Genomic DNA, 13,583 nt, shown 5'->3' on the forward strand with positions numbered 1-13,583 from the left:
CAAGGGACTAGCCTACAAGGCGCGCGGCCTTCGCACCGACCCGATCGGGCGTCACTCGCGGCCCAGATCGCGATGACGCACGTTGATCGCGACGCCCGGCACGTCCGACAGCCGGCGGGCGAGCTCCTCGCTCATCGCCACCGAGCGGTGCTTGCCGCCCGTGCAGCCGATCGCGACCGTCGAATGGCTCTTGTTCTCGCGCTGGTACCCCTCCAGCACCGGGCGCAGCGCCTCGGCGTAGGAGTCGAGGAACTGCGCCGACCCGGGCAGGCCGAGCACGTAGTCGCGGACCGCCTCGTCGCGGCCGGTGAGGTCGCGGAGATCCTCGTTCCAGAACGGGTTCGGCAGGAACCGCATGTCGGCCACGAGGTCGACGTCGGTCGGCAGGCCGTACTTGAACCCGAAGCTCAGGATGGTGAGTCGGTGACGAGCGGCGCCCTCCTCCGAGAACATCTCCGACACCTGCATCGCGAGCTGGTGGATGTTCAGGGTGGAGGTGTCGATGAGCAGATCGGCGGCTTCGCGGATGGTCGCGAGGCGGGCGCGTTCGGTGCGGATGCCGTCGAGCAGCGTGCCGTCGCCCTGCAGCGGGTGCGGACGGCGCACCGACTCGAAGCGGCGCACGAGCACGTCGTCGGATGCGTCGAGGTAGAGGACCTTCACACCGCCGCGCGAACGCAGCGCACGGTAAACCTCGGGCAGCTCGTCGAACAGTCCGCGACCGCGCACGTCGACGACGGCGGCGATCTTGGGCAGATTGCCTGCACCCATGTCGGTCAGCTCGAGCAGCGGACGCAGGATCTGCGGCGGCAGGTTGTCGACGACGTACCATCCGAGGTCCTCGAGCGCGTTCGCCGCGGTCGTCCGACCCGCTCCCGACATCCCGGTGACGATCAGGAACTCGCCCTGCTGTGCGGCCGCCATCGTGCTCCTTTCCCGCTCTACCAGCCTAGCGAGTCACGGGCGCCTGTCCGCCCGCGAGGTGGGCGTGGATCGTCGACGCCAGCACCGGTCCGATGCCGGCGACCTCGCTGATCTGCTCGGGGCTCGATCCGCGCAGCGCCGTCACGGAGCCGAAGTGGGTGAGCAGGGCCTTGATGCGCGCGTCTCCGAGTCCGGGGATTTCGCGCAGCACGGTCTGGATGTCGCGGCGGCGCCGTTTGCGCTGATGCGTGATGGCGAAGCGGTGCGCCTCGTCGCGCAGCCTCTGCACCAGGTACAGCGCCTCGCTCGTGCGCGGCAGGATGACGGGGAAATCGTCATCGGGCACCCAGATCTCCTCGAGACGCTTGGCTATGCCGCACAGCGCGATCTCGGTGTGGCCGCTGTCGCGCAGCGCACGCGCCGCGGCCTGCACCTGCGGCTGACCGCCGTCGACCACGAGCAGCTGGGGGCGGTAGGCGAACCGAGGGCGCCGGCGCTCCTCTCCCCCGTCCTCCTCGGCGGAGTCGGGGCCGGAGTCCACGCGGGCGAGACGCCGCATGAGCACCTGGTACATCGAGTCGGTGTCGTCGGTGGTCTCGGCGATGTTGAACGAGCGGTACTGGTCTTTGCGCGGCAGGCCGTCCTCGAAGACCACCATCGAGGCGACGACGTTCGTGCCGCCGAGGTGCGAGATGTCGAAGCACTCTATCCGCAGCGGTGCCTCCTCCATGCCCAGCGCCTCCTGCAGGTCGGTGAGAGCCTGGGTGCGGGCGACGTAGTCGCTGGTGCGGCGGGTCTTGTGGCGCAGCAGCGCCTGCTGCGCGTTGAGCGTCGCGGTGCGCATCAGCTCGGCCCGCTGTCCGCGCTGAGCGACGGCGATCTCGACGCGGCGCCCGCGCCGCTCGCGCAGCCACTGCTCGAGCTCGGCGGCATCGTCGGGCAGCGCCGGCACGAGCACCCGACGCGGGATGTCGGATGAGTCGCCGTACACGCGCTGCAGGATCTGGTCGACCAGCTCGCCGCCGCTGATGTCAAGCTCCTTGTCGACGGCGAGCGAGCGGACACCGCGCACACGCCCACCGCGGATCACGAAGTGATGCACCGCCGCCGACAGCTCGTCCTCGGCGACGCCGAACAGGTCGGCGTCCTCGTCGGCGGGGAGCACCAGCGCGCTCTTGCCGAGCACCGCCTCGATCGCGGTGAGCTTGTCGCGGAACTTCGCGGCGGCCTCGTAGTCCATCGCCGCCGAGGCCGCGAGCATCCGCTTGGTCAGGTCGCGGGTGAACCGCTCGTCGCCACCCGCCATGAAGGCGACGAAGTCGTCGACCATCGCCCGGTGCTCGTCGATGGTGACCGTCATCGAGCACGGCCCGCCGCACTTGCCGATCTGGCCGGGGAAGCACGGCCGACCGGTCTGCATCGCTCGCCGGTAGCTGGAGTCGCTGCAGGTGCGGATCGGGAAGGCCTTGACCATCAGATCGATGGTCTCGTGCACCGCCCAGACCTTGGGATACGGACCGAAGTAGCGGGCGCCGGGGATGCGGCGGTTGCGCGTCACCATGACCCGGGGAGCCTCGTCGCCCAGCGTGATCGCCATGAACGGATACGACTTGTCGTCGCGGTAGCGCACGTTGAACGGCGGATCGAACTCCTTGATCCACATGTACTCGAGCTGCAGCGAGTCGACGTCGGTCGCGACGACGGTCCACTCGACGGATGCCGCGGTCGTCACCATCCGCCGGGTGCGCTCGTGCAGGGTACGCAGCGGTGCGAAGTAATTCGACAGCCGCTGACGCAGGTTCTTCGCCTTGCCGACGTACAGCACCCTGCCGTCGGCATCGCGGAAGCGGTAGACCCCGGGGTCCGTGGGGATCTCCCCCTGTCGCGGTTTGTACGGGAGGACGTCGGCCATCAGCCGGCCTTGCGCGAGTCGCGCTCCTGACCGAGGATCTCGGCGAGGAAGGCGCCGGTGTGGCTCTCCTCGACCTCGGCGATCTGCTCGGGGGTGCCGGTGGCGAGGATCCGCCCTCCGCCCGACCCGCCCTCGGGGCCGAGATCGATCACCCAGTCGGCCGACTTGATGACGTCGAGGTTGTGCTCGATGACGATGACGGTGTTGCCCTTGTCGACCAGCCCGTTGAGCACCTCGAGGAGCTTGCGCACGTCTTCGAAGTGCAGACCCGTGGTCGGCTCGTCGAGCACGTAGATGCTGCGACCGTTGCTGCGGCGCTGAAGCTCGGTGGCTAGCTTGACGCGCTGAGCCTCTCCGCCCGACAGGGTGGTCGCCGCCTGACCGAGGCGCACGTAGCCGAGGCCGACGTCGACCAGCGTCTTCATGTAGCGGTGGATCGCCTGGATCGGCTCGAAGAATTCCGCTGCCTCGGCGATCGGCATCTCGAGCACCTCGGCGATGTTCTTGCCCTTGTAGTGCACGGCGAGCGTGTCGCGGTTGTACCGCTTGCCGTGGCACACCTCGCAGTCGACGTACACGTCGGGCAGGAAGTTCATCTCGATCTTGATCGTGCCGTCACCCGAGCAGGCGTCGCAGCGGCCGCCCTTGACGTTGAAGCTGAACCGGCCGGGCAGGTAGCCGCGCACCTTCGCCTCGGGCGTCTCGCTGAACAGCGTGCGGATGCGGTCGAACACACCCGTGTAGGTCGCCGGGTTCGACCGCGGGGTGCGGCCGATGGGCGCCTGGTCGACGTGCACCACTTTGTCGAGGTTGTCGAGACCGGTGACGCGGGTGTGCTTGCCGGGCACGGTGCGAGCGCCGTTGAGACGACTGGCGAGCACCTGGTAGAGGATGTCGTTCACCAGCGAGGACTTGCCCGAGCCGCTGACGCCCGTCACGGCGGTGAGCACTCCGAGGGGGAAGTCGGCGGTGACGTTCTTGAGGTTGTTCGCCCGCGCGCCGACGACGCTCAGCATCCGCTTCCTGTCGATCCTGCGTCGCTTCGCGGGAGTGGCGATCTCGCGGCGGCCGGCGAGGTAGTCGCCGGTCATCGACCCGGTCTCCGCCAGCAGGGCCGAGTACGGACCCGAGTGCACCACCTCACCACCGCCGACGCCGGCACCGGGTCCGATGTCGACGACCCAGTCGGCCGCCTCGATGGTCTCCTCGTCGTGCTCGACGACGATGAGGGTGTTGCCGAGGTCGCGCAGACGCACCAGGGTCTCGATGAGCCGGCGGTTGTCGCGCTGATGCAGGCCGATCGACGGCTCGTCGAGCACATACAGCACGCCGGTCAGCCCTGACCCGATCTGGGTCGCCAAGCGGATGCGCTGCGCCTCACCGCCCGAGAGCGACCCGGCCGAGCGGCCGAGGTTCAGGTACGACAGGCCGACCTGCAGCAGGAACTCGAGCCGCAGCCGGATCTCCCGCAGCACCTGGGCCGCGATCTTCGCCTCGCGCTCGGTGAGCTCGAGCTCGTGCATGAACGTGCTGGCGTCGGCCAGGCTCAGGTTCGACACCTCGGCGATCGAGTGCCCGTGCACCTTGACCGCGAGCACCTCGGGCTTGAGGCGCGCGCCGTCGCACACCGGGCAGGGCACCTCGCGCAGGTACTCCCCCCAGCGACTGCGCTGCGTGTCGGACTCGGCCTGCAGGTACTGCCGCTCGATGTAGGGCACCACGCCCTCGAAGCCCGACGTGTAGCGCATCTCGCGCCCGTAGCGGTTCTTCCACTTGACGCTGACCTTGTAGTTGTCGCCGCGCAGCACCGCCTCGCGCACATCGGAGTGCAGCTGGTTCCACGGGGTGTCGAGCGAGAAGTCGAGATCGCGGGCGAGGCCCTCGAGCAGCCGCTCGTAGTACTGGAAGAGCCCCTTGCCCTGGGTCGTCCAGGGCAGGATGACACCCTCGCGGATCGACAGGTCCTCGTCACCGAGCATGAGCTCGACGTCGACCGACATCCTCGTGCCGAGTCCCGCGCAGGCGGGGCATGCGCCGAACGGCGCGTTGAACGAGAACGTGCGCGGCTCGATCTCGGTGAGCGTGATCGCGTGACCGTTCGGGCAGGCGAGCTTCTCGGAGAAGGACTGCCAGGCGGCATCGCCCTCCTCGTCGACGAAGTTGACCTGCATCACGCCGCCGGCGAGCCCCAGCGCGGTCTCGACCGAGTCGGTGACGCGGCCGAGGATGTCGCCGGACGCCACCAGGCGGTCGACCACGACGGCGATGTCGTGCTTGTAGCTCTTCTTCAGCGTGGGCGGCTCGGCCAGCTGCACCAGGTCGCCGTCGACGATCGCACGCGAGTAGCCCTTGGCACCGAGCTCTTTGAAGAGGTCGACGAACTCGCCCTTCTTCTGCGTGACGACCGGCGCGACGATCTGGTAGCGCGTGCGCTCGGGCAGCTCGACGAGCTGATCGGCGATCTGCTGCACCGTCTGACGCTGGATGCGCTCACCGCACTCGGGGCAGTGCGGGATGCCGATGCGCGCCCACAGGAGTCGCATGTAGTCGTGGATCTCGGTGATCGTGCCGACCGTCGAGCGCGGGTTGCGGTTGGTCGACTTCTGATCGATCGAGACGGCGGGGCTCAGCCCTTCGATGAAGTCGACGTCGGGCCGATCCACCTGCCCCAGGAACTGGCGCGCGTACGCGCTCAGCGATTCGACGTAGCGGCGCTGTCCCTCGGCGAAGATCGTGTCGAACGCCAGGCTCGACTTGCCCGACCCGGACAGCCCGGTGAAGACGACCAGCGAGTCGCGCGGGATGTCGATGTCGACGTTCTTCAGGTTGTGCACGCGGGCACCGCGGACACTCAGCTTTGCGGGGGAGGCGACAGGAACGATGGGCACCGTTCAAGTGTAGGAGTGGCCACCGACACCGGGCTCCGCGTCAGCCGAGGGCGAACGGCCGGTCACCGCGAGGGGGTCGATCCGCCGGCGAACGGCTTGAGGGCATCACGCAGCGAAGCGACCTCGTCGATGCCCGTCCCGACAGCCGCCATGACGGCCCGCGGCACGTCGACGGCCCTGGCTCGCAGCGCCTTCCCCGCCTCGGTCAGCGTGATGTCCAGCCGCCGCTCGTCGACCGCGCTGCGCGCCCGCTCGATCAGACCGTCCTTCTCGAGCCGCTTCACCAGCGGCGAGGCGCTGGCCGGCTCGAGCGCCAGTTCCGCGGCAAGTTCGCTGAGCGAGCGCGGTGAGCGCTCCCAGAGGGCGAGCATGACGAGGTACTGCGGGTGCGTCAGCCCGAGCGGCTCGAGGATGGGACGGTAGACGGCCACGACATTGCGCGCCGCCGTCACCATCGCGAAGCAGAGCTGATTCTCGAGGCGCAGCAGATCGTCGTCGGAAGTCACCCCTCGATCATATTCGTGCACAGATGTTGAGTACACTAAGGATATGGCGAACCACTCCAACCGCATTCCACTGCGCACCCGCATCCGCGAGGCCGGCGGGCTGTACGCCTGGTTCAACACCAATCTGATCCGCCTCGCCGGCCCCGCCTCCGTCGGGCCCTATGAGCCGACGCTGCCGCCCAGCGCAGCGGAGCGCGCAGAGCGCGCCTGTCCCCTGTGCGGTGCGCCGATGAACCAGCACAGCATCGATCGCAGCGGCCCGAAGCCGCTCATGCACTGCCCCTGACCTGCCGCCGCCCCTGCGGCCGAGTCGCCGGGCGCCGGGTCAGGCGTGCCCGGCCCGCTCCATCGCCCGCAGCTCCTTCTTCAGGTCCTGCACCTCGTCGCGCAGACGAGCGGCCAGCTCGAACTTGAGCTCGCTGGCGGCCGCCAGCATCTGATCCGACAGGTCGGCGATCGTCTCCTCGAGCTGCGCCGCCCCCTCCGCCGCGATGCCGGTGCGGCGCAGGTTCGGCGTCGGCGACTTGCCCTTGCCGCTCTTGTTCCGCGCCGATCGCATGTCGGCCGTGTCGGCCGCCTCGCGCGCGAGCACCTCGGTGATGTCGGCGATCCGCTTGCGCAGCGGCTGCGGGTCGATCCCATTCTCCTTGTTGAACGCGATCTGCTTCTCACGACGGCGCTCAGTCTCCTCGATGGCCTTCGCCATCGAATCGGTCATGTTGTCGGCGTACATGTGCACCTCGCCCGAGACGTTGCGCGCCGCGCGGCCGATGGTCTGGATGAGCGACGTACCCGAGCGCAGGAAGCCCTCCTTGTCGGCGTCCAGGATCGCGACCAGCGACACCTCGGGAAGGTCGAGGCCTTCACGGAGCAGGTTGATGCCGACGAGCACGTCGTAGACGCCCGCGCGCAGCTCGCTGAGCAGCTCCACACGGCGGAGCGTGTCGACATCGGAGTGCAGGTACCGCACGCGCACACCGTGCTCGCCGAGGAAGTCGGTGAGCTCCTCCGCCATCTTCTTGGTGAGAGTCGTGACCAGCACGCGCTCGTCGCGGCCGACGCGGATCCGGATCTCCTCGAGGAGATCGTCGATCTGACCCTTCGACGGCTTCACGATGATCTGGGGGTCGACGAGACCGGTGGGACGGATGATCTGCTCGACCACGCCGTCGGCGATGCCCATCTCGTACTTGCCGGGCGTCGCGGAGAGGTACACGGTCTGGCCGATGCGGTTCTTGAACTCGTCCCAGCGCAGCGGACGGTTGTCCATCGCGCTGGGCAGACGGAAGCCGTGCTCGACGAGCGTGCGCTTTCGGGAGGCGTCGCCCTCGTACATCGCGCCGATCTGCGGCACGGTGACGTGCGACTCGTCGATGACGAGCAGGAAGTCGTCGGGGAAGAAGTCGAGCAGGGTGTGCGGCGGCTCGCCCGGCATGCGGCCGTCCATGTGCCGCGAGTAGTTCTCGATGCCCGAGCAGAAGCCGAGCTGCTGCAGCATCTCGATGTCGAAGGTCGTGCGCATGCGCAGCCGCTGGGCCTCGAGCAGCTTGCCCTGACGCTCGAGCTCGGCCAGCCGCTCCTCGAGCTCGTGCTCGATCGTGCCGATGGCGCGCTGCACCACATCGGTGCCGGCGACGTAGTGCGATGCGGGGAAGATCGGCACGGAGTCCAGCTTCGCGATGACCTCGCCGGTGAGCGGATGCAGCGAGTACAGCGCCTCGATCTCGTCTCCGAAAAGCTCGATGCGGATCGCGTGCTCCTCGTACACGGGGATGATCTCGATCGTGTCGCCGCGCACCCGGAAGTTGCCGCGCGAGAAGTCGACGTCATTGCGGTTGTACTGCATCGCGATGAACTGGCGGATCAGCGCATCCCGGTCGTAGCGCTCCCCCACCTGCAGCGCCACCATGGCGCGCAGGTACTCCTCCGGGGCACCGAGACCGTAGATGCACGAGACGGTCGAGACCACCACGACGTCACGGCGGCTGAGCAGCGAGTTGGTCGTCGAGTGGCGCAGGCGCTCGACCTCGGCGTTGATCGAGGAGTCCTTCTCGATGAAGGTGTCGGTCTGCGGCACGTACGCCTCGGGCTGGTAGTAGTCGTAATACGAGACGAAGTACTCGATCGCGTTGTTCGGCATGAGCTCGCGGAACTCGTTCGCCAGCTGCGCGGCCAGCGTCTTGTTGTGCGCCATGACGAGGGTCGGCCGCTGCACCTGCTCGATGAGCCAGGCCGTCGTCGCCGACTTTCCCGTGCCGGTCGCGCCGAGCAGCACGACATCGGTCTCACCGGCGTTGATGCGCGCCGCGAGGTCGGCGATGGCCTGTGGCTGATCGCCCGCCGGCATGTATTCGCTGACGACCTCGAACGGGCGGACGCTGCGCGTGGGTTGCATCCCTCCAGCCTACGAGCCGCCTCCGACACCGAGGGCCGCCGAGCGCGGCCGCCTAGAGTGTGAGCGTGATCGAGTTCATCATCGGCTCCAGCCTCGCCGCCAGCGCGGGACTGAACGCGTGGATGCCGCTGTTCCTCCTCGGACTGTCCGACCGGCTGTTCTCCGCCGTCGACCTACCGGCGGGCTGGTCGTGGCTCTCGAGTGACATCGCGCTGTGGGTCATCGGTGCGCTTCTCGTGCTCGAGATCGTCGCCGACAAGATCCCGGCGCTCGACTCGATCAACGACATCGTGCAGAGCATCCTGCGTCCCGCATCCGGCGGCATCGCCTTCGGCGCGGGCGCAGGCGCGCAGACGGTCGCCGTCGACGACCCCTCCGCGTTCTTCTCGGAGAGCACCTGGGCGCCCATCGTCGCGGGCATCGCGATCGCGCTGATCGTGCACATCGTCAAGGCCACCGGACGCGTCGCCGCCAACGCGGCCACCGCCGGTCTCGCGGCTCCCGTGCTCAGCACCGTCGAGGACGGCGCCTCGTTCGCGCTGGCCGCCGCGGCCATCGTCGTCCCGGCGCTGGCCGTGGTGCTGTTGGTCGGCCTCGTCATCGCCGCCGTCGTCTCGATTCGCCGCGCCCGGCGACGCCGGCGGGCGGTCGACCACCCGGCTGGAGGCGAGCGGGGCTAGAGCATCGGTGACCGCGCGATCACGCGGTCGCGAGCGACTCCCACAGCGCGTCGACCTGCTCGAGCGTGCGCTCAGCAGTTCCCGACGTGTCGATGACGACGTCCGCGATCGCGCGACGCGCGTCGTCGGAGACCTGGGCGCCGATGCGGCGGAGCGCGTCCTCCTCCGTCATCCCCCGCAGCTGCACCATGCGTCGCACGCGCAGCTCGGCGGGGGCGTCGGCGACGACGATCAGATCCCACGGATCGTCGACCCTGGCCTCCACGAGCAGAGGCACGTCGTACACGATCACCGCGGCCGGATCCGCGGCGAGGGCGGCGTCGAACCGCCGCTGCGACTCGGCTCGCACGGCCGGATGCACGATCGCGTTCAGTCGCTGCAGGGCGGTGTCATCGCCGAACACACGCGCGCCGAGCGCCGCACGGTCGAGCGAGCCGTCCGCGGCGATCACGTCCTCGCCGAACGCCGAGGCGATCGCGTCGAGCACCGGACTGCCCGGCTGCTGCACGTCGCGCACGATCCGATCGGCATCGACGATCACCGCCCCGTGCTCGGCGAGACGCGCGGCGATGGTCGACTTGCCCGAGGCGATGCCTCCGGTGAGCGCGATGAGCGGCATCCCCCCATCCTGGCATGCGGCAGGCACGGCGCCGGATACGCGGAACGGGCCGCCACACGAAGGTGACGGCCCGTTCCTGTGGTGATCCGAGATCAGCTGTTGCCGCCCGAGAGCTTCTCGCGCAGAGCGGCGAGAGCCTCGTCGTCGGCCAGCGTGCCGGCACCGGTCGTGTCGGTCGAGAACGACTGCGCACCGAAGTCGTCGCCCGCGGCGGCCTCGGCCTCGGCGGCCTTGACGACCTGAGCCTTGTGCGCCTCCCAGCGAGCCTGGGCAGCGGCGTACTCCTGCTCCCATGCCTCGCGCTGAGCGTCGAAGCCTTCCTTCCAGGCGCCGGTCTCGGCGTCGAAGCCCTCCGGGTACTTGTACTCGCCGTTCTCGTCGTACTCGGCGAGCATGCCGTACAGGGCCGGGTCGAACTCGGTGCCGTTGGGGTCGACCGACTCGTTGGCCTGCTTCAGCGACAGCGAGATGCGGCGACGCTCGAGGTCGATGTCGATGACCTTGACGAAGACCTCTTCGCCGACCGACACGACCTGCTCGGCCAGCTCGACGTGCTTGCTGGAGAGCTCCGAGATGTGCACGAGGCCCTCGATGCCGTCTGCGACGCGGACGAACGCACCGAACGGAACGAGCTTGGTGACCTTGCCCGGTGCGATCTGGCCGATCGCGTGGGTGCGGGCGAAGACCTGCCACGGGTCCTCCTGCGTCGCCTTCAGCGACAGCGACACGCGCTCGCGGTCCAGGTCGACCTCGAGGATCTCGACGGTGACCTCCTGGCCGACCTCGACGACCTCGGACGCGTGCTCGATGTGCTTCCACGAGAGCTCGGAGACGTGCACGAGGCCGTCCACGCCGCCCAGGTCGACGAACGCACCGAAGTTGACGATCGACGAGACGACACCCTTGCGGACCTGACCCTTGTGCAGGTTGTTCAGGAACGTGGTGCGCGACTCGGACTGGGTCTGCTCGAGCAGGGCGCGGCGGCTGAGCACCACGTTGTTGCGGTTCTTGTCGAGCTCGAGGATCTTCGCCTCGAGCTCCTGGCCCAGGTACGGGGTGAGGTCGCGGACGCGGCGCAGCTCGATGAGCGAGGCGGGCAGGAAGCCGCGCAGGCCGATGTCGACGATGAGGCCGCCCTTGACGACCTCGATGACGGTGCCGGTGACGACGCCGTCGTTCTCCTTGATCTTCTCGACGTCGCCCCAGGCGCGCTCGTACTGGGCGCGCTTCTTGGAGAGGATCAGACGGCCTTCCTTGTCCTCCTTCTGGAGAACGAGGGCCTCGACCTGGTCGCCGACGGCGACGACCTCGTTGGGGTCGACGTCGTGCTTGATGGAGAGCTCGCGCGAGGGGATGACACCCTCGGTCTTGTAGCCCACGTCGAGCAGAACCTCATCGCGGTCGATCTTGACGATCGTGCCCTCGATGATGTCGCCGTCGTTGAAGAACTTCAGGGTCTTCTCGACCGCGGCCAGGAAGTCCTCAGCAGAGCCGATGTCGTTGATCGCGACCTGCTTGGTGGCCGGGGCGGTCGTTGCGCTAGTCATGTAGTGGGTTGTCCTTGTGAATGGATGATCGGGCTTCGACGGGCGGCGCGCACGCCGGGATGGATCCTCGAAGCGGTTGGATGTTGAGTGCGATGCCACGAGGGCAGGCGCAGACCTGCCACGAGTGACGCTTCAGATTATCAGATCCGCCGCGGGCGCGCTCCCCCTCTCCTCCTATGCTGGAGCGGTGACCGATCGACTGATGCTGCTCGACACCGCCAGCCTCTACTTCCGGGCGTTCTTCGGCGTTCCCGACAAGGTGAAGGCACCGGACGGATCATCGGTGAACGCGACCCGCGGGCTGCTCGACATCATCGCCAAGCTCGTCACCCTCTACCAGCCGACGCAGCTCATCGCGTGCTGGGACGACGACTGGCGCCCGCAGTGGCGAGTCGACCTGATCCCGAGCTACAAAGCGCATCGAGTCGTGGAGGAGGTCGCGGCAGCTCCGGACGTCGAGGAGGTCCCGGATGCCCTGCAGCAGCAGATCCCCCTCATCCGCGAGACGCTGGACGCACTCGGCATCCCGATCATCGGCGTCGCCGAGCACGAGGCCGACGACGTGATCGGCACCCTGGCCACGCGAGCCGACCTTCCCGTCGACATCGTCACGGGGGATCGCGATCTGTTCCAGCTGGTCGACGACAGCCGCGATGTGCGGGTGATCTACACGGCACGGGGCATGAGCAATCTCGAGATCGTCACCGACGAGACCGTGGTCGCCAGATACGGCGTCCTCCCCTCCCAGTACGCCGACTTCGCCACGCTGCGCGGCGACACCTCCGACGGACTTCCCGGGGTGAAGGGCATCGGCGAGAAGACCGCGGCGACGCTGCTGCGCGCGCACGGTGATCTCGCCGGCATCCGTGCCGCGGCAGCGGCAGGGCAGCTGACCGCCACCGCAGCCACCCGGTTCGCGGAGGCGTCGGACTACCTCGACGTCGCCCCCACGGTCGTGCAGGTCGCGACCGACCTCGACGTCTCCGCGCCGGGCATCGCCCTCACCGCGCCGACCGGCGCGGACCTGGATGCCGTCGACGCCCTCGCCGAGAGGTGGAACCTGGGCACCGCGATGGGCCGGGCGCTCAGCGCTCTGGCATCCGAGCGCGGATCCGACTGACTCAGCCGCGAGCCCAGCCGAGCAGCCGCTCGACACCCCAGGTGGTGACGATCCGCTCCGGCGGGACACCGGCGGCCTCCGCGCGCTCTGCGCCGTGATCCAGCAGCGAGAGCTGGCCCGGGGCGTGGGCGTCGGAGTCGATCGAGAACAGGCACCCCTCCTCGAGCGCGATCGCGATCAGGTCGTCAGGCGGGTCCTGGCGTTCCGGTCGCGAATTGACCTCGACGGCCACCCCGTTCTCGGCACAGGCCGCGAACACCGCCCTGGCGTCGAAATCCGAGCGCGGACGCGTGCCGCGCGAGCCCTCGACGAGCCGACCGGTGCAGTGCCCGAGAACGTTCACCCGCGGGTGGGCGACCGCTCTGAGCATGCGCCGCGTCATCGGAGCGGCATCCATGCGCAGCTTGGAGTGCACGGAGGCGACGACGATGTCCAGCGCGCCGAGCATATCCTCGGTCTGATCGAGCGCACCGTCCTCGAGGATGTCGACCTCGATCCCGGCGAGCACCGTCAGGCGGTCATCCGACTGCGCGCGGACGAGCGGGATCTGCTCGCTCAGCCGCTCCGCCGAGAGTCCGCGCGCGACCTTCAGCCGCGGCGAGTGGTCGGTGATGGCGAGATACTCGTGACCCAGTGCCCGCGCCGCCGCCACCATCGTGTCGATCGGCGTGGTTCCGTCCGACCAGTCCGTATGACTGTGCAGGTCGCCCTTCAGCCGGGCGCGAAGCGCCGAGGGGCGCTCGGGCTCGACCTCGCCGCGCAGCTCGAGAAGGTATTCCGGCACTCGGCCCTGCTGCGCCTGGCGGATCACCGCGAAGGTGGAGTCTCCGATGCCCTTCTGCGCCTTCAGCAGCGTGGGATCGGCCAGGACATCGGCCGGCAGCGAGGAGACGACCGCCGCCGCCTGCCGGAAGGCCTTGGCACGGTAACGGGATGCGCGCTCGCGTTCGAGCAGCGAGGCGATCTCGAGGAGGGCGTCGGCGGCATCCATG

Annotated in this window: 11 protein-coding genes; 3 read left to right on the forward strand and 8 right to left on the reverse strand. The window is 68.8% G+C overall.

From position 1 onward, the window contains the following. Nucleotides 1–51: 51 nt before the first annotated feature. The 4 genes from rapZ to V2S04_RS12105 all read right to left on the reverse strand — a co-directional run bounded on the left by rapZ (nucleotide 52) and on the right by V2S04_RS12105 (nucleotide 6,230). The gene (gene rapZ, locus V2S04_RS12090) at nucleotides 52–924 is read right to left on the reverse strand and encodes an RNase adapter RapZ (protein ID WP_340088410.1); all 873 of its coding nucleotides are present in this window, start codon (nucleotides 922–924) and stop codon (nucleotides 52–54) included. Between the two features lie 25 nt (nucleotides 925–949). Further along, entirely contained in the window at nucleotides 950–2,836 is a 1,887-nt protein-coding gene (gene uvrC, locus V2S04_RS12095; RefSeq protein WP_413638662.1) for an excinuclease ABC subunit UvrC, read from the reverse strand. Continuing rightward, the gene (uvrA, locus tag V2S04_RS12100; RefSeq protein ID WP_413638664.1) at nucleotides 2,836–5,724 is read right to left on the reverse strand and encodes an excinuclease ABC subunit UvrA; all 2,889 of its coding nucleotides are present in this window, start codon (nucleotides 5,722–5,724) and stop codon (nucleotides 2,836–2,838) included. Before uvrA ends, uvrC begins: the two co-directional genes overlap by 1 nt. Before the next feature lie 62 nt (nucleotides 5,725–5,786). After that, on the reverse strand, nucleotides 5,787–6,230 hold the full coding sequence (locus tag V2S04_RS12105) for a MarR family winged helix-turn-helix transcriptional regulator (protein WP_413638665.1): 444 nt from the start codon (nucleotides 6,228–6,230) through the stop codon (nucleotides 5,787–5,789). A gap of 43 nt (nucleotides 6,231–6,273) precedes the next feature. On the opposite strand from V2S04_RS12105, the gene V2S04_RS12110 reads away from it, so the two are divergent. After that, nucleotides 6,274–6,516: a hypothetical protein gene (locus tag V2S04_RS12110; protein ID WP_413638666.1), complete on the forward strand. Its 243-nt coding sequence runs from the start codon at nucleotides 6,274–6,276 to the stop codon at nucleotides 6,514–6,516. 39 nt (nucleotides 6,517–6,555) lie between these two features. On the opposite strand, the gene uvrB is transcribed toward V2S04_RS12110, so the two are convergent. Then, nucleotides 6,556–8,625 (reverse strand): excinuclease ABC subunit UvrB, encoded by a 2,070-nt coding sequence (gene uvrB / locus V2S04_RS12115; RefSeq protein WP_413638667.1) that lies wholly within the window; start codon nucleotides 8,623–8,625, stop codon nucleotides 6,556–6,558. Between the two features lie 65 nt (nucleotides 8,626–8,690). Here uvrB and V2S04_RS12120 point away from each other — a divergent pair, with 65 nt between their 5' ends. Then, nucleotides 8,691–9,305, forward strand: a complete 615-nt coding sequence (locus V2S04_RS12120) for a DUF4126 domain-containing protein (protein ID WP_413638669.1) — start codon at nucleotides 8,691–8,693, stop codon at nucleotides 9,303–9,305. 19 nt (nucleotides 9,306–9,324) lie between these two features. Here V2S04_RS12120 and coaE read toward each other — a convergent pair whose 3' ends face one another. Both coaE and rpsA read right to left on the reverse strand, forming a co-directional pair. Next, nucleotides 9,325–9,924 carry a dephospho-CoA kinase gene (coaE, locus tag V2S04_RS12125; RefSeq protein ID WP_413638670.1) on the reverse strand — a complete coding sequence of 200 codons (600 nt, stop codon included), beginning with the start codon at nucleotides 9,922–9,924 and terminating at the stop codon, nucleotides 9,325–9,327. A gap of 92 nt (nucleotides 9,925–10,016) precedes the next feature. Further along, the gene (gene rpsA / locus V2S04_RS12130; protein WP_413638672.1) at nucleotides 10,017–11,471 is read right to left on the reverse strand and encodes a 30S ribosomal protein S1; all 1,455 of its coding nucleotides are present in this window, start codon (nucleotides 11,469–11,471) and stop codon (nucleotides 10,017–10,019) included. Between the two features lie 187 nt (nucleotides 11,472–11,658). Between rpsA and V2S04_RS12135 the strand changes: the two genes are divergently transcribed. After that, nucleotides 11,659–12,591: a 5'-3' exonuclease gene (locus V2S04_RS12135; protein ID WP_413638673.1), complete on the forward strand. Its 933-nt coding sequence runs from the start codon at nucleotides 11,659–11,661 to the stop codon at nucleotides 12,589–12,591. A gap of 1 nt (nucleotide 12,592) precedes the next feature. Here the strand turns inward: V2S04_RS12135 and V2S04_RS12140 are convergent, their stop codons facing one another. After that, the gene (locus V2S04_RS12140) at nucleotides 12,593–13,582 is read right to left on the reverse strand and encodes a PHP domain-containing protein (RefSeq protein WP_413638674.1); all 990 of its coding nucleotides are present in this window, start codon (nucleotides 13,580–13,582) and stop codon (nucleotides 12,593–12,595) included. Between the last annotated feature and the right edge of the window lies 1 nt (nucleotide 13,583).

The sequence above is a fragment of the Microbacterium sp. OR21 genome, assembly GCF_047306785.1.
GTDB lineage: Bacteria > Actinomycetota > Actinomycetes > Actinomycetales > Microbacteriaceae > Microbacterium > Microbacterium esteraromaticum_E.